This is a genomic window from Methylophilus sp. QUAN, assembly GCF_015354445.1.
Taxonomy (GTDB): domain Bacteria; phylum Pseudomonadota; class Gammaproteobacteria; order Burkholderiales; family Methylophilaceae; genus Methylophilus.
In genome coordinates, this window is the sequence record NZ_JADKYT010000001.1 from 760114 (window position 1) to 779595 (window position 19482).

The following is a 19482-nucleotide window of genomic DNA, read 5'->3' on the forward strand; positions in this document are numbered from 1 at the left end:
GCCTAGCGTGGTCGGTTGGGCGGTGGAGGTGGCGGGTAATAGCCTGAGCCCGTGGTCACCGGGGCAGCGTTAGTGCCCTGCGAGTAGGTTCTTGCCATGCTGGCCGGTACTGGGATGCGGTGACCGGCGGCATACATGCATTGCAGGTAGGCGTTGTCGTATTTGTCCTGTGCGTTCATGCCGCTCACGGCGGCCGTATTGCTGCCAATCGCGCCGCCTGACAATGCGCCCATGCCAGCGCCTATGGCCGCACCTTCACCACCGCCAGCCGCTGCGCCTATCGCGGCACCGACGACGGTGCCCACGGCAGTGGTGGTGGCCAGGCTGGCGTTATATTGCTGGTTCACCGTTTTGCCACCAATTTGTGTCAGGGCAAAGTCACGGCAGGATAAGTCATCGGCCCGGAATACATTGAAGTCTTTGCCTGTGCCCGGTAAAGCCATGTTGCTGGGGCCAGTCGGGTTTGTGGCGCAGGCGGACAAGCCCAGTGCCGCGACCATGATCAGCAGAGGTGTGGTTTTCATATGCCTGGGCCTATTTGCTGGGTGGTGTCGGGGTAACCTGTTTCCAGCCCGCCGGACACTCTTTGACGTAAGGGTAATAGCTGTCAGATTGTTCGCAGTAATACCAGTAGCCCTGGCCGTTGTTGCCAGCGTTGGCTGAGGGTGGTGTGGTTTGCACGGGGGCTGGCGCAGTAGAAGTGGTCGCACCGCTGCTTTGTTCGATATAGACCTGTGGTTGTGCTGGCTGTGTCACAATCACAGGGGGCGGACTGTAAACATAGGGGTATGGGTAGGCGTAGGGTGAGTACGCATATGGAAAATAGGGGTAGGGGGCGCCAAAATAAAAACCAACGCCGCCTCTGCCATGCCAGCCACCGTGGCCGGGTGGATGTGCTTGAGCGATGTTGCTGGCCAGTAACAATATTGCCAACAGGCCGCTTAACCCGATTGATTTTAATTTGATCATATTGCCTCCATTGCGTGCTTCTTACTTTCTCAGACAAAAGCATACGGAAATTTATCCTTGTGGATGGTGGCGGTTTTGTATCGGAGTGTATCTTTGATCACGCTTTAAATATCAGGCAGAGGATAGTGTTAGGTAGCAGCGTGACAACTGCGGTATGCTAGTCAGGAACGCTTGTTTATTCATCCACTTATGCGACAACAATCGATACAACAGATCAATCTCGCTTATGACCAGCAACAAGACCGCTTGTTGATGAAAGCGGCTGTCAGCCAGTCGCAGGAGATTCGCGTGTGGCTGACTTACCGTGTCGCGCGACAGATGTTTAAAGTGCTTAACCGTGAAGCACATTTGCCGGTGTCCGCACTGGCACTGGGGAATGCTGCACCGTTGCCTGCAGCACAATCACCCGCCGAGGCTACGCGCCAGTTTGCAGAAGAGGCTGACGCTGTGCATCAGCTGGAAGACCTGGATTTTGCTACTGCTTACCAGCAACGCTCATCGGCGGTGAGTGAGCAGGAGTTGTTAGTCGTTGACACGCGCTTTGTGTCGGTGAACGACCAGTTAAATCATATGCAGTTGGTCTGCGCCAACGGCATGAACGTCAATATGAGTTTAAACCACCAACTGGTGCTGGCCATCAGCCGTATGTTGATGGTTGCCAGCCAGGACGCAGGTTGGACATTGCCTGTGCATCAGGAGAAGGAACCTGAAACGGTTTCCAGCATCGTAATGCAGGTACCCACAGAAAAACAGGTATTACATTAATGGATTACACCACCCTCGGGGACAGCGGCATTCGCGTCTCCAAAATCACGCTGGGCACTATGACCTTTGGTGACCAGAACACCCAGCAAGACGCCGACAACCAGCTGGACTTTGCCCTCTCGCAAGGCATTAACTTTATCGATACGGCTGAGATGTATCCGGTGCCGCCACGTGCAGAAACCGTGACGCAGACCGAAACCATGCTTGGCCACTGGATTAAAAAACAGGCGCGCGACCATTTTGTGCTGGCCAGTAAAGTGGCGGGCCCCAGGCGCGGTATGCAGTGGATACGCGGCGGCCCTAGCGGTATGGATAGGGCGAATATCCGCCAGGCGGTGCACGACAGCCTGACGCGTTTGCAAACCGACTACCTAGATGTGCTCTATCTGCATTGGCCAGAGCGCAATGTGCCCATGTTTGGCCAATACCAGTTTGACCCGCGTGCCGAACTGGATGCTAATGGCCAGCCTATCAACTGGGTGCCGATTCAAACCCAGCTCGAAGTGTTGGATGAGTTGATTCAGGAAGGCAAGGTACGTGCCATTGGCGTGAGTAATGAACAGCCATGGGGTGTCATGGAGTTTTTGCGACTTGCCCGCGAACAAGGCTTGCCGCGCATTGCCGTGTTGCAAAACTGCTATAACCTGATGAACCGTGGCATGGAGTTTGGCATGGCCGAGGTGCTGTACCGCGAGCGTATTAGCCTGGCAGCGTATTCGCCGCTGGCGTTTGGGCATTTGACCGGCAAATATGTCGACGACCCCGCTACCCCTGGCCGTGTGACCTTGTTTTTGGGTTATGCCCAACGTTATAAAAAGCCGGGTGTGCCTGCGGCGGCCAAAGCCTATGCCGAGTTGGCGCGTGCACACGGGCTGACACCTACCCAACTGGCGCTGGGTTTTGTTTATCACCGCTGGTTTGTAGGCACGACTATTATTGGTGCGACCAGCATGGCCCAGTTGCAAGAGAATATTGCAGCCTATCAGGTGCACCTGAGTGATGACGTATTAAACGCGATTGAGCAACAGCATCTGACCATGATGAATCCAGCGCCTTGATCAGGTGCTTCAGAAGGGAATCCGTATGTGCATGCTTCACACACTGCGCAATATTGTGTTGCGCAGCTTCATTCTTTTTGTCATTCCGTTAAGCAGCCATGTGCAGGCCGCTGGCATGCAGGAGATGCAAGATGCCTTGCGTACCTGCCAAACCGAGTTTGCCGAAGATGCCAGCCGCCGCTTGATCTGTTTTGATAAAGTGGCCGAGCAATATACGCCCACACGTGTAGTGCCGCCAATCTTGGCACCTAGCCAGCAAGAGTTGGTAAAGAGTGTTGGGGCTGAGACAGGCTATTTGTCACGCAAGTGGCATTTAAACCGTCAGGAAGAATTGCATTTTACCGACCTCGAAACGCATCAACTCAATTACCTGGTGACTGCCTACTCCAATAACCCTAACGATATCCCGACTTCGCCTTCGCGGCCCAATACGCAAGACCGGGGCCTGGGCCACAATGACCTGCATTTCCAGATCAGCCTGAAAACGCAGTTGATGAACCTGTCAGACTGGCTGCCTAAAAACCAGTGGGTGCAAAGTGCGCGGCTGTGGGGCGCTTATACCCAGCAGTCTTACTGGCAAGTGTATAACGAACAGCAATCGCGCCCCATGCGTGACCACAATTACTCGCCCGAGTTGATTTTATCGTTAGGCTTAAACAAGCCTGCAGAAGAAAGCAGCTGGCTCAATGCCATGCCGGATATGCTCAATGTCGGCCTGGTACATGAGTCTAATGGCCGCTCGCAACCACTGTCTCGTAGCTGGAACCGCCTGTATGTGCAAGGTGGCTGGCAGCTCAATGAGCGCTATAGTCTGCTGGTGCGGCCATGGTGGCGCATCCCGGAAAGCAAGTCGGATAACGATAACCCGGATATCAGCAAATATATGGGCTATGGCGATGCGATTTTGCGCTGGGATAACGAAGCCAATACCACCGCCGCCAGCGTGACTGTACGCAATAATATGCGCAGCGATAACAGGGGCTATGTGAAGTTCGATGTGCAGTACAAACCACTCAAAAGTGAAAGCGTGCGTTTTTATGCCATGCTGGCTAGCGGCTACGGTGTTTCGTTACTGGATTATAATCAGGCACAAACCATGTTTGGCATCGGCTTTGCCGTCGGTGAGTAGCGTGTTTTTTAATTATTATTGATCCTGTGATGCGAGCATTTAGCCTTACTTTTCAACGTTTTATTGCCTCTGAGCAGTCCAGCAGCATCCTGCTGTTACTGGTGACTGTTCTGGCGCTCATCATCGCAAATGGCGCATGGGCGGCGCACTATCATCACTTCTTGCATAGCCAACTGTTAGGCTTGAGTGCTGAAGCATGGGTGAATGATGGCCTAATGGCAGTGTTCTTTTTGCTCATCGGTCTTGAGCTCAAGCGCGAGTTATATGTGGGCGAATTATCCAATCTGAATAATGCCTTATTGCCAACCATTGCGGCGGTAGGCGGCATGATGGTCCCGGCGCTGGTGTTCTGGCAATTGAATCAGGGCACGATGTATCAATCTGGCGTCGGCATTCCCATGGCAACCGATATTGCGTTCGCCCTCGGCGTGCTATTAATACTAGGCAAGCGTGTGCCAGCGCCGCTCAAGGTGTTTCTGGTGGCTTTTGCCGTGATTGATGACCTGGGCGCGGCCATCATGATTGCCGTGTTTTACACCAGCGCCATTGCATGGCCGTATTTGCTGTCTGCCCTGGCCGTGCTGGCGCTGCTGTTTGCGCTCAACCACTGGCGTGTCATGTCGCTGATTCCTTACTTGCTGGGCGGGGCGCTGATGTGGTGGTTAACTTTGCAGTCTGGTGTGCATGCAACCCTGGCGGGCATTGCCCTGGCGTTTGCGATCCCGTTCACCAGCAAGCAGGAGGATGTGCATTCTCCTTCGCACCGCCTCGAGCATGCCTTGCATTTTCCGGTGGCTTTTTTGATCTTGCCGTTGTTTGCCTTTGCCAATACCGGCGTGCACTTGGCCGCGCAAGGCCTGCATGAGATATTCACCAGCACGCTCAGCGTCGGTATTATTACCGGGCTGCTGATCGGCAAGCCGCTGGGCATCACGCTGGCGGTGCTGGCGGCGCTCTGGACCGGCCTATGCAAGTTGCACAAACCTTTACGTATGGCCCATATTGTCGGGGCAGGCATCTTGGGGGGCATAGGGTTTACCATGTCTATTTTTATCACCAACCTGGCTTTTGCCGGAATGGCGGAGGCGATTAATTTATCCAAGATGGCGATCTTAACCGGATCACTGCTGTCTGGCCTGGTGGGTTGGTTATGGTTAAAATTCGTGCTGTCGCGGGATGCGGCTCAATAATCTCCGCTACGTAAAATCATGAGTGATTTTTAGGGATGCTACGCATGCAGCGGATTCCCGAGTTGCGTATAGTGGTTTCTAACGAGATGTGAAACCACTTAACCAAGGAGACTATCATGTGGACTAAACCAGCTGCTACTGAAATGCGTTTTGGCTTTGAAGTGACAATGTACGTCATGAACAAGTAATTCAAGCGTTAACTTGCATATCAATAAACCCGACACTAGGTCGGGTTTATTGTTTGCGGGCTTGGCGTTTTGTGCCATCACCTCATCCGTCACCCATCAAGGTTCAACACCCGTCTCAGGTACTTATCTCTCAAAATTCCTACGCAAGACTCAGCCAGCGTGCACTAGGCGTTGGTATAGCAACGCAGCACACTCAAGGCTCAACGTTTTTCGCCCTTGCGGGACAAGGAAACATCATGATTGATCCTAATGAAATTAAAGCCGATATGCCGGTCACCACGGCGCAGGCAGAACACTTTGCTGTTGTAGACCGCCTCGAAAGTGACGATGTCATCAAACTCAAAAAGGATGGAGCCGGTGTGCATCACTATATTCCTGTGAGCTGGGTGCTATCCACCGAAGGCGGTATTGTGAAAATCAACCGGACACTGGCCCAGATTACCCAGGATTGGCAAGCCGACTAGTGTGTGCGTCATGTTCAGCCTAGATATGAGTAAATCGGACGATGAGAGCGCATCAGTCGTCGGGTAGTTTTGCAACCCCATCTGAATAAATTAGATTGTTCTGTTACTGGCTGCTATATGCTGACTCCAGCGTTGTTTAACGACAGTAAATAACGCGCATAAACGAAGCCTCGCCCATCAGGCGAGGCTTCGTGAGCTTGCTTAATATTAGTGTGCAGCGGCCTCTGCACGTGCTGCATCGCGCAGCTGTTTCACCTGGTCATGGTTGCGCTTGGCGCCTTCAAGCTGCCGCACCACCACAAAGCGGATGTGGGTGGGCAAGTCTTTTTCCGCCGCTTTGCGATAGGCAGCCAATGCAACATCTTCACCACGCTCGGTTTCGTTTAACACGGCCACCGTATCGTTACTGGTCAATGCGGTTTTAATGGCAATCCAGCGTCTGTGTAAGGCACCGCCCAGACTGGTGGATGAGGCGGGCTCACCTCCTAAAGCGCGCACTAAGTCCTGTAGCTCTTTTACGCTGGTTGCAACCTCGTGTGAGCGGCGCAAAAAGAATGTTTTGAGTTGCGGCTCGTCGACGTGTTCTGCAGAAGAGCGAAAGCCTTCTTCGCCATCTTTGGATACCTCAATCAAGTCATTCAAAGTAGAAATAATTTCGTCATTGTCTGCCATGTTTACTCTTCAAATATGTCATCAACTATTGAGAAGTGTCAGTATGCCCTTGGCGTTGTGCTGGTTGCATCGGATGAATCCGCAAATATCTGTAGGAATGACTGTATAGCTGTGACTGATATTGCAATGGCAAGCCACTGGGCGTAGACGAGGGTTGATTTTCCGGTCCGCGCAGATGCAAGCATCTGCATCTTCCTACAGCCAAATCAGTGCATGTCTTGTGGCATGGCGAAGTTGGCTGTTTTTTAATAGCAGGTATTCACTTTGTTCATTTCAAGGAGCGCCTGATGAATCCCATCCACCTGTTTAATTACGTGTCGCCTAACAGGCGCGAGGCAAGCTTGCTGGTTGCCGATAAACCCAGTGTGTCGCAACTAATGCTGTTTTATATCTTACCGTTATCGTTGATTCCGTGCGTGATGATGTATTTGCGGCTGTATCACAATTACCCCAAATTGTTTTTTGATAATCTGCCTGGTAACCGCCTGTTGATGGTGAGTGCCGAGCTGTTGTTTTTGCAATTGGGCGTGTTGCTGGTAATGGCCTGGATTACGCAAAACCTGGCCGAGATGGTCAATATCAAGCCTGGCTTTCGTGACTCCCTGCTGATGATGACCATTGCCACTACGCCGATGTGGTTAACCTCCCTTTTTTACATTGTGCCCAGCTTGAGTTTTAACGTCATTGTGCATGGTGTGGCCGTATTGGCATCGGTGTTACTGGTGTATCGGGGTGTGCGATATGTGTTTGGTATCCGCGAACGCGGTGCATTGGTCACACTCAGTATGGCGATTGTATGTACCGCTGGTTTGGGGTTCGCGGTGATCCTGATTGGTTCGCTGATCTCGTGGGAAGCCATCGAACAATTGCAGTTTGCGGTCAAGAAGCTGTAGGCTGCCTGCCATCAGGCCACTTCCCTGGCTGATTTGCTGGTTGCCCCCGCTACGGGGGCCAAGTGGTATTTCAGGGCGTAGTAAATCAGCGCTGCATTATTCTGCACATGCATTTTTTTGAGGATCTTCGATCGAAACACACTGACAGAGCCTGGCGCAATCTCCAGTTCCATCGCGATTGAATTCACGGCCTGGCCTTTAATCAATTTGAAAAATACCTGCAGCTCACGCAGTGACAAACGTTCATGCAGCATGGGCTCGCTGTTGGCAGCCATTTGCTGATGCTGAGGCGAAACATAGGCTTGTCCGCGGGCGATGGCATTGATAGCCGGAATCACTTGCGCGCTGTCTGTGGTGTAAGACAAATAACCCGCGCAACCCAGCCGGATAAAATGGATCATGCGCTCGACCCGTTCACTGCCGTTGATAATGAGGACAGGCAGGTCAGGAAAAGCTTGCTTGAGGTCGCAGAATACTTCCAGGCCATTGGTTTCCGCTGCGGACACATCCAAAATGATGACATCGTAGGTATGCTCGCGGATTTTCAACATGGCGTCATGCACACTGCCAGCCTCATCGGCCAGGTGCACGCTATGGTCGTCATTGACCAGTGCCTTTAATGCGCAATGACTCAGCGCATGGCCGTAGATTAACAATATATTTTTCATGGCTTGTTATCCATTTCAAGCCTAATAAGGCTATTTTTGTGCGATTTTGCGATTGCCTTTCACGTGCCAGATCACATTGCCGACGTCATCTGCCACCAGCAGGTAGCCTCTTTTATCGAGTAGCACATTGGCAGGACGTCCTTGTGCGGCGCCATTCTCCTGCTGGATGTCAGTCAGCACATCCATTGGTGTTTTCGCCAGTTTTTCCTGCACTGCCGGTCGCATCAATATCGTTTGATCAGCCGTTTCAGGATCGGATGTTTGTGTCATCTGTGTTTGCCCTGCCTGGTAGGGGAACAGGAGCAGGGCCTCGGCATTGGCGACATAAAATGTGTCGCCCACCAGCGCCACGCCCAGCGGGGCAGCGATATCCTTGATAAACACATGGCGTTCGTCAGCGATGCCATCGCCATCATTGTCACGCAGCAGGGTAATCTGGTGTTGGCTACCTGCCAGCTCCTCGGCTTCATGCATCCATTTTCTGGCGATCCAGTTTTTCAGGCTAAACGCTGTATTTGTAGGCTGGGGATAACTCTCTGCCACCAGAATGTCGCCATTGGGCAAGGCATACAGCCAGCGCGGGTGATGCAAGTCATTGGCAAAAGCAAGCACATTCGTGCCTGGCGTTGAGATCGCCTTTTTTCCTTCTGGTACGCGCATGGTTTCTGCCGCCTGCGTGGTTGGAAACCAGCCTGACTGGCTGATAGATGCGTTAGAGACGGCGCGTATTCCTGGCGATTGCAGTAGTTTTGATGGTTGCGAATAACTGCTGAATGCCAGCATACAAACCGCGGCAGTAAGTAGGCGTCGCTGAGGGGCGGTTGTGAGTATGTTGGGCATGTGGCTATTTCCTGGTCGGTTAAGATTATCTGCGTGTCGCCAGCATCTGGTGCATGCCGGTCACGCCCTGTTCAAACTGGATGGCGCTAGCAGTCATAGCCAGACGCCAAATACGGTAACTACGCTCCCCCATGCTGGCAGCAATCGACGCATGTTGCGCCTCCAGGTTTGCCAGCCACTGGCGCAAGGTCATCACATAGTGTCGACGCAAGCCCTCTACATTAAATACGTCAAATCTGGCGCTATCCATGTGTTGTAACAGATGGGCGAAAGAGGTTAACTCGCCTGCCGGGTATAGCTGACGGTTGATAAAGGCGGTGGAGGCGTCTTGCTGGCCAGCCGGATTTTCCGCCGTGATCACATGGCTCAAAAATAAACCGCCGGGTTTGAGTGCTGCGTGTACCTTGGCTAGGAAGTCCGGATAATGCGCTGCGCCTAGATGGTCGGCAATGCTGATGCAAGCTGCTTTGTCGTAACTGCCCAGCGCAGGCAGTGTGCGATAGTCCACCAGCTCTATCTTGACCAGATGCGTCAGGCCTTGTTGTTGCACTTGCTTGAGTGCATACGCATATTGCGTCGGGTTGTGTGTGATACCGTGTACAAACACCCCGTAATGCTTGGCCGCCCAGCAGGCCAGTGTGCCCCAGCCGCAAGCAATATCCAGTAGCGTGTCACCATGTTGCAAATGCAGTTTCTGGCAGATCAGTGTTAACTGTGTTTGCTGCGCTTGCGCCAGGGTGTGTGTTGGGCTTGCGAAATAAGCACACGAGTGCAGCATCTGTTCACCCAGCCAGCGCTGATAAAAGTCCTCAGGCACATCGTAACTGAGTGCAATGCCATGTGAGGAGGGAGCGCTTGCGGATTGAGATTGTGTCGGGGAGTGAGGTGTGTGGGCAGTGTGTTCGGGTAGCACCTGTTGGTTATTGGCCAGGGTCAGTGCCCGGAAGACCAGGCCTAGTTTTTCATGCAGCGGCAAAGATAGAGATTCGAAATGTTCACGCAACTGCATGGCGGCATGAAAGTCCCCCTGAATCTGTACTTCACCTGAGCAATAGGCCTCCACCAGGCGTTTAGGGTTGCTAAACCATACCATGTCACGTAATACCGATGCCTGTTCCAGGCAAAAGGTAAACGCTGGTGCGCCGTCGCCGATCGTCAGCATACTGCCGTTCCACAAGCGCACGGCAAAGGCCACTGGGTAGTCCTGAAACAAACGGTTCAGAATATAGTGCGCCTGAGTAGTGTCGCCACTCGCGGTTGATTGCTCCAGTGACAATGGCATGGCGAAAGCATTAACGGGATAACTACTCATGGCGTACTCCTACTCAAAAAGCTTATTTTTAATATGGGCTGGCATCAGCATGCATATGGTTTGCTGATCCCAATGCGCGGCCCTGGCAGATGAATACCATCTGCCAGCAGTGTAAAAATGAAGCCGATAACCAAGTATCGGGCAGGGGCTGATTGTGTTGTCAGACCAGTCTGACACAGAGTGTTTTCACCCGTGGTAACTCCTACAGCCGAATCAGTTGACTGCCGACGGCGACGCGGTATTTGCGGCCATACAATGCATGATGCAGTTGTATCTTTCTTATATTTTAAGGAGAAGACAGTATGCAAAAGACACTTACCTGGATGTTATTGGCTGGCTCATTGTGTTGCAGTGTGTGGTCGGGAAATGCTTGGTCTGCGCCGCCAGTGAACAATGCCGTACCGCCTTGCGAAGATGCCGCCATTTCAAATAAACCGTCCTGCAATATCGATTCTGACAGCGTCAATGTGCCACCGAAAATGCCATATGAGCGGGGTGTCATCGTCCCGCCAGAGGTGCCAGCTGAAGGTTTGCCTAACCAGGATAAACGGCGCCAGAACATTCAGCAGCCGCGACAGGATCCACGGGAACCTGTGGCTCCAGCCCCTGATAATCATTTGAAAGATTAAAGTCGCCAGCGCCCATTTGGCCACGACCAAGGAGAACGCAATGGAAGTTGTTGAAGACAGAATTAATCCGCCGCAGCATCAATATGTGCAACCAGGCCTGGAAGCGGATATGCATCCGCAGCCCCAATATATTGAAGAGGCGTATGCCGGAAGCGATAAGCTCAAAGGCAAGGTGGCCGTGATTACTGGCGGTGATAGCGGCATAGGCCGTGCAGTGGCTGTGCATTTTGCGGCAGAAGGGGCGGATCTCGTGATTGTGTACCTGGACGAGCACCGGGATGCGGCAAAAACGAAACAACTGGTGGAGGCCTATGGCAGCCAGTGTTTGCTGATTGCAGGCGATGTGGCAGACGAACGCTTTTGTGAACAAGTCATACACGACACGCTACAGCAATTTGGCCAACTGGATATTGTGATCAACAATGCCGCCCAGCAGTTTCCGCAGACCAGTATTGTGGAAATCAGCCAGCGGCAGCTCGAGCATACTTTCCGCACCAATATTTTCTCCATGTTTTATATGGTGAAGGCAGCCTTGCCGCATCTGCCGAAAAAAAGTCATATTATCAATACCGCGTCGGTGACGGCTTATCGTGGTAGCCCTGAACTGTTGGATTATTCAGCCACCAAAGGCGCCGTTGTGTCGTTTACACGCTCATTATCGCGACAGTTGGTGCATAAGGATATTTACGTCAATGCCGTGGCGCCGGGGCCAGTGTGGACACCGTTGATTCCCGCCAGTTTTGATGAACAAAAAGTCAGCGAGTTTGGTAGCCAGGTGCCTTTAAAGCGACCTGCACAACCAAGTGAAATTGCCCCTGCATATGTGTTTCTGGCCAGCCAGGCATCGTCATATATGACCGGGCAGGTGATACACCCGAATGGTGGTGAAATCATTAATGGTTAATTGACCACTTTCCTGGTCGAATTAAGCCTGGTGTATGCCAGGCTTTTTTACGCCGACTATTTCCGGGCGCGACGTCCGAATTCTCCTACAGCAAATTCCGCCTTTGTTACATGGGCGCACATTTTCCTTTTATTCATAATGGGTTGCGTCATCAATCGCGTTCATAAAACACGCAATCATCATGAGGAGAACGACATGAATCACAAGCTTGGCTTAGGCCTGTTGGTATTAATTGCTGGACTCTCTGCCTGTGACAAACAGGCATCGACAACTGGTGCTGCCGGAGAATCTACTGCTGGAGCGTCTGCTAGTGGTGAGGCCATTAAGTTTGTTAAAACACAAGATGGATCTCCGCTGGAAATCAAGGCCGAGCTGTTCGATACCCCTGCCGCCAAAGAGTTTTTAGCCACCGGTAAAAACCCCTATGTGGGCAAGGAAGATGCGATTGCCCAGGGTAAAAAAACCTTCCAGCTTTATTCCTGTACGCAATGCCATGGTCCGGATGCCGGTGGGCAGGTCGGGCCAGCGCTGACCGGGCCTAATTACAACTACGCCAAAGATGCCACGAATAAAGGCATGTTTGAGACAGTCTGGAATGGCACCAACGGCGGGATGGGCGCCAAAGGGAAAGGCCTGATGGATCCCTCAGACCCCAACAACGGTATTAGCCCTGACGAGTTGCTGAAAGTCATTGCCTGGATACGTAGCCATGGCAGCCTGACGGGCAATGAAGAGGCCGCTTCATAATTTATCCTACAGGTTTTTTGTAAAGACACTGACATACAGCTGTTAACCACATCATTAGCATGAGTCTAAGCCTGCCACATCTGGCAGGTGACTTTAAAACTTTATGAGGATGCGATGATGAAAAAATTACTTTCAATACTGTTAGCCAGTACGTTTTTATGTTCCATGACGGTTGCTTTTGCGGCACCACAAGATAACGCGCCGCCCGCCCAGCAGCAAAAAAATCAGGTGCCTGATACGCATCAAAACGGCGATTATCTGGAGCCGCAGCCTGACAATAATAATGCGGCTACCACTGGTAGCAGTGATGCTCAGGGGCGGCAGGGCAGTGCTAATAAACAGTCCAAGCCGGGCAACATTGAAAAAAGCAAACGTTTTCATGAAAAGCCCCAAGACGGCGGCACGGGCGTGAAGCAGTAATGGCCCGCATCAGTCGATTGCCCTGCATGACTTGAATTGTGTTTAAGTCTGGCAGGGCAGGGTGACTAAGTTCGGAGTATTCTTAAACGCTACTAAGCTGGAGAAAGCCATGACTGAAAAAGACCTGAAGTTATGTATGGAACTGTGCAAAAAATGTGCAGACACTTGTGAAAGCTGTGCGATCGCCTGTGAAACTGAGGCCAACCCCATGTTACGGACCTGTATTGAGCTGGATATGGATTGCGCGGATTTTTGCCGCCTCACGGCTTCGTTTATTGCGCGTCGCAGCGACTTTGTTGAACTGGTTTGCCAGGACTGTGCGGAAATTTGTACCGCTTGTGCCGATCAATGTGAGCAACATGCCTCTGACCATTGCCGTGCGTGCGCACAGGCTTGCCGCAGTTGCGCAGAAGCATGCCTGAAAGTAGGCGCCGCTGAGTTCGCATAAATGCAGATGCGCTACATGGATAGGTGGATGGGCCGGTGGAGATGGGTGACGGTTTCACCATCCTGCCCATTTATCTATTCAACCAGCTAGCTTCACGGTGAGTTTCAATATCACAAATTCGGCAGGCCTTACTGCAGCCATGCCAATTTCAACCCGCATCAAGCCTTGCGCAATATCATTTGCCGTCATGGTTTTGCCCAGGCCGATATTCACAAAAAATGCCTGTTCCGGTTTACTGCCTTGCAACGCCCCTTGCCGCCACAACAAGATTAAAAAGTTTTCCACCATGGCTTGCGCACGCACCCAGGTATTAGCGTCGTTAGGCTCAAATACCATCTGCTGCAACCCTTGGCTGACTGAGACCTCTACCCAGCTAAACAATCGTCGCACAGGAATATAGCGCCACTCATTGTCGTTACCCGCCAGTGTTCTCGCTCCCCATATCTGCGTGCCTTTGCCCGTAAATTTGCGGATGATATTGATCGATTTGCCAGCGTCCACATCCACGTTGTAATCCTGTTGCTGTGTGCTGGTGAGGTTAAACACTGGCCGTATCACCTCGTTAAGTGACACATTAGCGGGCGCCTTCCAGACGCCACGCTTCTGGTCGACCGCGGCATATACGCCCGCGACGGCACCCGAGGACGGTAAGGTATTCAAAGCGATATTCGCAGCATCTATCCATTGTTTGGCGAGCATGTATTGTGCGTATAGCTTTTGGTTGAGCGACGCTAATTGCGCCTGGGATTCAGGCGTCGCCTTGACTAACCCGGCAGCGCGTATTTCTGCGATAAGCGCCTGCATACCTTGGTCCTGGGTGAGCTGCTCAGCACTGACCACACTGCCATCACTTTTATATTTAAACAACAGTTGGTTAAAGTCAGTGTTTCTAGCCAGGCTGGCCACCAGCCACGGCCCATAGGCTGCACCATATTTCAGGTGATTCATGCCCAGGCTTTGCCTGAAACGCGCGGCTTCGGTGGCGAAGTCAGCCGGATTATGTTGCAGACGCAAATCAAACAACACAAACCGGTTTTGTACCTGAGCACATTGCGCCAGCGCAGTCGCTTCCAGCGTATGTGTCTCGCGGCACAAGGCAGCCTCTGGCATGGCGATCAGCGTTGGCAGCGGGTCTGTCTCTATGGCGCTTAAACCAGCTGCCAATGTGGCTGCTGAAATCTGGTCGTTGTAATTGCCGACGGAGACGATCACGCACGGACCGCCACCATTGGCAAAAAACAGCCGCACGCTGTCATAGAGATAAAACGGTTGATCGACCGTAGCGTCAATCACTTGGTCTTGTGCATCCAGCCACAGCGTCACCGCCGATCTGGCTGCGCCACCAAACAGGCGTTCATAATCCAATAAGGAGTTGATTTGTGTGGCGACGAGCGATAATGACACACCTTGCCTGTCCGCTTTTTCGGTATAGCCTATCAATGCCGGGATCGCCGTTTCCAGGGTTGGAATACTGGGCGGGAACTTGCTCACTTCTTCAATATAAACGCCGGGCGTTTTATAAACAGCCATGATTGATGTCCCCGAATGTGGCACACGTGATGACAACAGAGTTCAAGCCATTATAGGCTGTTTAGCCTAGCAGGGGAGAGGGAGCTTGCAGAAGGCGAGAGAGGGCTAGAACGTAAAATCGCCCATAGGAATCGCGCTGATTCCTATGGGCAAGGTCATGTGCAGAACACTTATTGTGCAACCACAATATCGTCTTTCACGGCAGTCACACCTTTCACATTTTTGGCCAACAGCACTGCTTTGTCTGCTTCGGCTTTCGATTTCACCACACCAGACAATTGCACCAGGCCATTGCTGTCGGTTTCCACTTTAATGTCAGTCGCACTCACCGCTTTGTCTTTGGCAAACGCTGTTTTCACTTTTGCGGTGATCACAGAGTCTTCAACCTTGGTGCCAATTGAGTCACCATCCGCGGCAAAGCCAGCCATAGGCAATGTCAAAGCACTCACTAACAACAGAGATTTGAATGTGTTTTTCATGATGATTCCTTGTTGAGTTAAATTATCGAGGTTTCATTATTAAAAAAACACGTCCGATGATACATACAGCGAATGCTGATAATTCCGTAGGACATGGCTGACGTGGGTTTTCCTACATGATCCGCCTCTCATACAGCCAGATTGTTATACCATAGCGCTACATTGATTTTTCGCACCCCCTATGCAACTACACACTCATATCCTGGGCCAGGGCCAACCTCTCGTATTGCTACACGGCCTGTTTGGTTCAGCCGATAACTGGGGCAGCATTGCCAAACATTTTTCACAGCACTACCAGGTCATCAGCGTCGATTTACGCAATCACGGCCGTTCGCCGCACAGCGATTCACAAACCTACGCCGAGATGGCCGATGACTTATTAGAGGTTCTGAATACACTCGGTCTGGCGAAAATTCATCTGCTCGGCCATTCACTCGGCGGCAAAGTCGCCATGCAGTTTGCCACGCAGTATCCTGAAAAAGTGAGCAAACTCATTGTAGTGGATATGGCGATGCGCACTTACCCGGACAGATATACCCAGTTGATGGATCACATGCTGGCAGTCAATCTCAGCCAAATGGCATCACGTAATGAGGTGGATAATGCCTTAAAGGATTCGATCGCTAATCTCAGGGTACGGCAGTTTTTACTCACTAACCTGGTCAAAAATGAGGATCAGTTACAGTGGCGGATTAACCTGCCAGCGCTCAAAGCGAATTACGCGACATTGATTGCAGCGCTTGCCGTACGTTTTGACCAGCCTAGTTTGTTTATTCGCGGTGAACGTAGCGATTATGTGCAAGACAGTGACATCATCGAACTGCAACAGCATTTCCCTCAGGCTGAATTTGTCACCTTGCCAACCGACCATTGGGTGCATGCCGAACAGCCGCAATTATTTATCCAGGCGGTTGAAGCCTTTCTTGCTTAAGTCGTAAGTATCCATAAACAATCAGGCCACACTTTAGTGGCCTGAGCTCGCCGATTTATAAAGTCACTACTGGAAAATCAATATCGGTCTGCGCGATGTGGTTGGTGTAGTTGGTCAAAGTGTTTAAAGCGACATGGGCAATCACCTCCAGAATCAGGCCATCATCCACACCTGCTAAATGCGCTTCAATAAAGTCCTGGTCAGAAAGTACGCCGCGTTGTTGCACAATTTTGACCGCCAGTGTTAACAAACCCTCTGTCACGGCATCTGTAGCCTCAGCTTTGCGTGCCGCCTGAATCGCTTCAGTATTAAGACCTGCCCCTTTGGCAATCAGGCTATGTGCCGACAAGCAATACTGGCAATTATTGGCCTGACCAATCGCCAGCGCCAGTGATTCTCTTTGTTTGGCGCTTAAGCGGCCTTTGGTCACCCCTTCACTCAAACCCAGGTAAGCATTTAAGGCAACAGGTGCCTGTGCCAAAGTCGCAATCAAATTAGGCACCTTGCCCAGTTTGGCTTTCACTGCATCCAGTGTTGCATTGACTTCTGCGCTAGCAGTTTCACGGTTGATAGTTTGAATACGTGCCATGATGAATCTCCTTGTCTGATTAATTAAGACGCTTTGTGCGTTGGAGATATCATGCAATACTCATGATTATCAAAGGTCTCGTTATGTTGATCAGGAGTATCGTTTGGATCCGTTGTTGCCACTATTGAATCAAATCTCGCTCTCAGCCCAGGTGTTTTTTACCGGTGATCTTTGCCAGGTGGTGAGTTTTGATGGCACTGGAGCGGTAGGGCATATTCATTTGTTGCGGGCGGGAAAGCTAGACCTGATGTTTCGGGATAAACGCATTGCGCATATAGATCAACCGAGCGTGGTGTTTTTCCCTAAACCGACCATACACGTGCTCAAGCCCTTAGATGGTGAGCTGTGTGAATTGGTTTGTGCCATGATTAATTTGGGCGCGAACGTACGCAGCCCGTTGGCGACCGCATTGCCCGAATTTGTGATTGTACCTTTAAGCGATATGCAGCAAATTGCGCCCACCTTGCAGCTATTGTTTCATGAAGCATTTGAAAAAGACTTAGGCAGGCAAGCAGCGTTGGATAGGCTAGCAGAATATTTCCTGATCCAGATTCTGCGGCACGTGATTCAGCACGGCCAACTGCAGCAAAGTATTTTTGCCGCATTAGCCGATACAAGGTTAGCGCTGGCAGTCAAAGCCATGCACGAGAACCCATCCCATCCATGGACACTGGAAACATTGGCTGAAGAGTCCGGCATGTCACGCGCCAGATTTGCTGCCAACTTTAAAGCCACGGTAGGCACCACGCCATTAGATTACCTCACCGACTGGCGGCTCTCGATTGCGCAAAACTTGATCAAGCAAGGCAAGCCACTCAAAAGCATCGCCACCCAAGTCGGTTACCAAAGCTCAGCCGCATTCAGCCGCGTGTTTGCAAAACGGCTAGGCACCACGCCAACGGAGTGGCAATAACCATGCAGCTCACACTGTATTTAAAAATATTTCAGGGTTCATGCAATATTTCCAACGCTGAAACGTCTTCACAGCATGGATATACATTTAGAAAACAACTTACTCACAACGCAGCACTATTTGGCACAGCGTGATATGGCCCAGCAAGACTCTGTCATCACAGAAACATTCAATAAAGAAAAAGCCAGGCTGCGCAATTTCATCCGCAAAAGCGTACCGAATGCCGGTGACGCCGATGATATTTTGCAGGATGTGTTCTATGAGTTTGTTTCAGCCTACCGTTTACCAGAGCCGTTGGAGCAAGTGGGTGCTTGGTTATACCGCGTGGCAAGAAACCGCATTATTGACCGTTTTAGAAAGCAAAAGCAGGAAGTCACGCTAGAGCGGGACGAAGATGACGATGCACTCTGGCTAGAGTCTATCCTTTCCATTGAAACCGAAACCCCGGCGTCAATTTACGAAAGAAAAATGCTGGTTGAGCACGTGATTGAAACACTGAATCAACTGCCCAGTGAGCAACGGCAAGTGTTTATCGCACATGAGTTAGATGGCAAAAGTTTCAAACAAATTGCCGCAGAAACAGGTGTTGGCATCAACACTTTATTAGCAAGAAAAAGGTATGCAGTGACTTTCCTCAGAGAGCAACTGCATGCCAGTGACTAATCGTATTAATAACTGAATTATTGGAGAGATGAATGAAAAATTGTAAAAGTAAATGTGCTGCATTCGCAGCGCTAGCTGTAGTCTGCATCGCGGCCTTATCTTATGTGGTCATGTTGTTGTGGAACCACGTAGTTGTGTCATTAGCCGACGGCATTCACGCAATTGATTACTGGCACGCAGTTGGTCTGTTGATTCTAAGCAGAATTCTTTTTGGTGGATTCAGAGGTCGTCATGGGCATCACCATAGGCATTGCGGTAGTGAAGCCATGACAGCAGATGAACAAGAAAAAGTACGTTGTGGTTTATTTGGCCGTTTTAAATCCAAACAAGATGTAGAGTAACGACGACGGCATCACGGTTGAGTTTAGTCGCCATAGTCAGCTCAATTGATTACCGTTAATTCATACGGCTGTTATCTGGGGCATATTAGGGATACATTTTATTTCTCTAAACTGCATCCAATGACAGCCGTTTGTCGTACTTGGCAATGCGTGCAATTTAAATATCAAAAGAACATTTGGAATGAATTGTGAGAGATGACATCGAGGATTTGATAGCTCGAATAATAGATAGGGATGAGGATGCTTTTAATGAGTTGTATGAAGCTACTTTTAGCAAGATCTATAGTTTGGCTTTGAAAATTACCAAAGACCCTGCGACTTCTGAAGAAGTGGTTGAAGATACTTATTACCAGGTATGGCAAGAAATTTACCGCTACGATTTCAACAAGTGCCCGTTGTATAACTGGATGTTAATCATTTGCCGTTCTCGTGCCATTGATGCGTTGAGAAAGCGCAATGCGATACCTGAAATGGTGGTTAATTACGATTGGGCCATAGAGTCAACAGACTTGTCAGCAGATGATAGATTGCAGGACAAGCAGACGTCGCTGGCCGTTGTGAAGGCTTTGTCAGAAATTAAGCCATTGCAAAGGCAGCTTTTGCATCATGTTTTTTATTATGGATTATCGCATCAGGAAATCTCTCAGCTGATGAATATGCCGCTCGGATCCGTGAAATCAACCATTAACCGGGCACAAAAATCATTAAGAGAGAAACTCAAAGGTGAACAGTTTTGAATA

The 19482-nt window shown here is 50.8% G+C and carries 26 protein-coding genes; 17 read left to right on the forward strand and 9 right to left on the reverse strand.

Annotation, left to right across the window (positions count from 1 at the left end):
• Positions 1-2: 2 nt before the first annotated feature.
• On the reverse strand, positions 3-524 hold the full coding sequence (locus tag INP79_RS03640; protein ID WP_228519705.1) for a YMGG-like glycine zipper-containing protein: 522 nt from the start codon (positions 522-524) through the stop codon (positions 3-5).
• Positions 525-534: 10 nt separating this feature from the next.
• Complete coding sequence (locus tag INP79_RS03645) at positions 535-969, reverse strand: hypothetical protein (protein ID WP_194752964.1); 435 nt, start codon at positions 967-969, stop codon at positions 535-537.
• A gap of 189 nt (positions 970-1158) precedes the next feature.
• On the opposite strand from INP79_RS03645, the gene INP79_RS03650 reads away from it, so the two are divergent.
• The 6 genes from INP79_RS03650 to INP79_RS03675 all read left to right on the forward strand — a co-directional run bounded on the left by INP79_RS03650 (position 1159) and on the right by INP79_RS03675 (position 5763).
• A complete protein-coding gene (locus tag INP79_RS03650) occupies positions 1159-1734 on the forward strand; it encodes a hypothetical protein (RefSeq protein WP_194752965.1) in 576 nt (191 codons plus the stop codon).
• Positions 1734-2792, forward strand: a complete 1059-nt coding sequence (locus tag INP79_RS03655; RefSeq protein ID WP_194752966.1) for an aldo/keto reductase — start codon at positions 1734-1736, stop codon at positions 2790-2792. The genes INP79_RS03650 and INP79_RS03655 overlap by 1 nt, the downstream gene beginning before the upstream one ends.
• Before the next feature lie 31 nt (positions 2793-2823).
• Positions 2824-3921: a phospholipase A gene (locus INP79_RS03660; protein WP_228519706.1), complete on the forward strand. Its 1098-nt coding sequence runs from the start codon at positions 2824-2826 to the stop codon at positions 3919-3921.
• Positions 3922-3950: 29 nt separating this feature from the next.
• The gene (nhaA, locus tag INP79_RS03665; protein WP_194752968.1) at positions 3951-5111 is read left to right on the forward strand and encodes a Na+/H+ antiporter NhaA; all 1161 of its coding nucleotides are present in this window, start codon (positions 3951-3953) and stop codon (positions 5109-5111) included.
• Positions 5112-5227: 116 nt separating this feature from the next.
• Positions 5228-5299, forward strand: a complete 72-nt coding sequence (pqqA, locus tag INP79_RS03670; protein ID WP_081624291.1) for a pyrroloquinoline quinone precursor peptide PqqA — start codon at positions 5228-5230, stop codon at positions 5297-5299.
• A gap of 236 nt (positions 5300-5535) precedes the next feature.
• Positions 5536-5763 carry a DUF2171 domain-containing protein gene (locus INP79_RS03675; protein ID WP_194752969.1) on the forward strand — a complete coding sequence of 76 codons (228 nt, stop codon included), beginning with the start codon at positions 5536-5538 and terminating at the stop codon, positions 5761-5763.
• 207 nt (positions 5764-5970) lie between these two features.
• Here the strand turns inward: INP79_RS03675 and INP79_RS03680 are convergent, their stop codons facing one another.
• The gene (locus INP79_RS03680) at positions 5971-6435 is read right to left on the reverse strand and encodes a PA2169 family four-helix-bundle protein (RefSeq protein ID WP_194752970.1); all 465 of its coding nucleotides are present in this window, start codon (positions 6433-6435) and stop codon (positions 5971-5973) included.
• Positions 6436-6722: 287 nt separating this feature from the next.
• Between INP79_RS03680 and INP79_RS03685 the strand changes: the two genes are divergently transcribed.
• Positions 6723-7328, forward strand: coding sequence for a YIP1 family protein (locus INP79_RS03685; protein ID WP_194752971.1), 606 nt, complete (start codon positions 6723-6725; stop codon positions 7326-7328).
• 11 nt (positions 7329-7339) lie between these two features.
• Here INP79_RS03685 and INP79_RS03690 read toward each other — a convergent pair whose 3' ends face one another.
• From INP79_RS03690 to INP79_RS03700, 3 genes are read right to left on the reverse strand one after another with little or no spacing between them, the layout of a single operon-like run.
• Positions 7340-7996: a response regulator transcription factor gene (locus INP79_RS03690; RefSeq protein WP_194752972.1), complete on the reverse strand. Its 657-nt coding sequence runs from the start codon at positions 7994-7996 to the stop codon at positions 7340-7342.
• Positions 7997-8026: 30 nt separating this feature from the next.
• Complete coding sequence (locus INP79_RS03695; RefSeq protein ID WP_228519707.1) at positions 8027-8836, reverse strand: hypothetical protein; 810 nt, start codon at positions 8834-8836, stop codon at positions 8027-8029.
• 25 nt (positions 8837-8861) lie between these two features.
• The gene (locus tag INP79_RS03700; RefSeq protein WP_194752973.1) at positions 8862-10148 is read right to left on the reverse strand and encodes a cyclopropane-fatty-acyl-phospholipid synthase family protein; all 1287 of its coding nucleotides are present in this window, start codon (positions 10146-10148) and stop codon (positions 8862-8864) included.
• Positions 10149-10450: 302 nt separating this feature from the next.
• Between INP79_RS03700 and INP79_RS03705 the strand changes: the two genes are divergently transcribed.
• From INP79_RS03705 to INP79_RS03725, 5 genes are all read left to right on the forward strand, one after another.
• Positions 10451-10777, forward strand: coding sequence for a hypothetical protein (locus INP79_RS03705; RefSeq protein ID WP_194752974.1), 327 nt, complete (start codon positions 10451-10453; stop codon positions 10775-10777).
• A gap of 40 nt (positions 10778-10817) precedes the next feature.
• Positions 10818-11681, forward strand: a complete 864-nt coding sequence (locus INP79_RS03710; protein WP_194752975.1) for an SDR family oxidoreductase — start codon at positions 10818-10820, stop codon at positions 11679-11681.
• 195 nt (positions 11682-11876) lie between these two features.
• The gene (locus INP79_RS03715) at positions 11877-12428 is read left to right on the forward strand and encodes a c-type cytochrome (RefSeq protein WP_194752976.1); all 552 of its coding nucleotides are present in this window, start codon (positions 11877-11879) and stop codon (positions 12426-12428) included.
• Between the two features lie 114 nt (positions 12429-12542).
• On the forward strand, positions 12543-12848 hold the full coding sequence (locus INP79_RS03720; RefSeq protein WP_228519708.1) for a hypothetical protein: 306 nt from the start codon (positions 12543-12545) through the stop codon (positions 12846-12848).
• Positions 12849-12957: 109 nt separating this feature from the next.
• Positions 12958-13296 carry a four-helix bundle copper-binding protein gene (locus INP79_RS03725; protein ID WP_194752977.1) on the forward strand — a complete coding sequence of 113 codons (339 nt, stop codon included), beginning with the start codon at positions 12958-12960 and terminating at the stop codon, positions 13294-13296.
• Between the two features lie 78 nt (positions 13297-13374).
• Here the strand turns inward: INP79_RS03725 and INP79_RS03730 are convergent, their stop codons facing one another.
• Both INP79_RS03730 and INP79_RS03735 read right to left on the reverse strand, forming a co-directional pair.
• On the reverse strand, positions 13375-14826 hold the full coding sequence (locus INP79_RS03730) for a phage tail sheath C-terminal domain-containing protein (RefSeq protein ID WP_194752978.1): 1452 nt from the start codon (positions 14824-14826) through the stop codon (positions 13375-13377).
• Positions 14827-14996: 170 nt separating this feature from the next.
• Entirely contained in the window at positions 14997-15305 is a 309-nt protein-coding gene (locus INP79_RS03735; RefSeq protein ID WP_019881558.1) for a BON domain-containing protein, read from the reverse strand.
• A gap of 181 nt (positions 15306-15486) precedes the next feature.
• Here INP79_RS03735 and INP79_RS03740 point away from each other — a divergent pair, with 181 nt between their 5' ends.
• Complete coding sequence (locus tag INP79_RS03740; RefSeq protein WP_194752979.1) at positions 15487-16236, forward strand: alpha/beta fold hydrolase; 750 nt, start codon at positions 15487-15489, stop codon at positions 16234-16236.
• A 55-nt stretch (positions 16237-16291) separates the two neighbouring features.
• Here INP79_RS03740 and INP79_RS03745 read toward each other — a convergent pair whose 3' ends face one another.
• The gene (locus tag INP79_RS03745; protein WP_194752980.1) at positions 16292-16825 is read right to left on the reverse strand and encodes a carboxymuconolactone decarboxylase family protein; all 534 of its coding nucleotides are present in this window, start codon (positions 16823-16825) and stop codon (positions 16292-16294) included.
• Positions 16826-16928: 103 nt separating this feature from the next.
• On the opposite strand from INP79_RS03745, the gene INP79_RS03750 reads away from it, so the two are divergent.
• The 4 genes from INP79_RS03750 to INP79_RS03765 all read left to right on the forward strand — a co-directional run bounded on the left by INP79_RS03750 (position 16929) and on the right by INP79_RS03765 (position 19479).
• Positions 16929-17738 (forward strand): AraC family transcriptional regulator, encoded by an 810-nt coding sequence (locus INP79_RS03750; protein WP_194752981.1) that lies wholly within the window; start codon positions 16929-16931, stop codon positions 17736-17738.
• A gap of 75 nt (positions 17739-17813) precedes the next feature.
• Positions 17814-18401 (forward strand): RNA polymerase sigma factor, encoded by a 588-nt coding sequence (locus INP79_RS03755; protein WP_194752982.1) that lies wholly within the window; start codon positions 17814-17816, stop codon positions 18399-18401.
• Positions 18402-18433: 32 nt separating this feature from the next.
• A complete protein-coding gene (locus INP79_RS03760) occupies positions 18434-18742 on the forward strand; it encodes a hypothetical protein (RefSeq protein ID WP_194752983.1) in 309 nt (102 codons plus the stop codon).
• A gap of 188 nt (positions 18743-18930) precedes the next feature.
• Positions 18931-19479 (forward strand): RNA polymerase sigma factor, encoded by a 549-nt coding sequence (locus INP79_RS03765; RefSeq protein WP_194752984.1) that lies wholly within the window; start codon positions 18931-18933, stop codon positions 19477-19479.
• Positions 19480-19482: the final 3 nt, after the last annotated feature.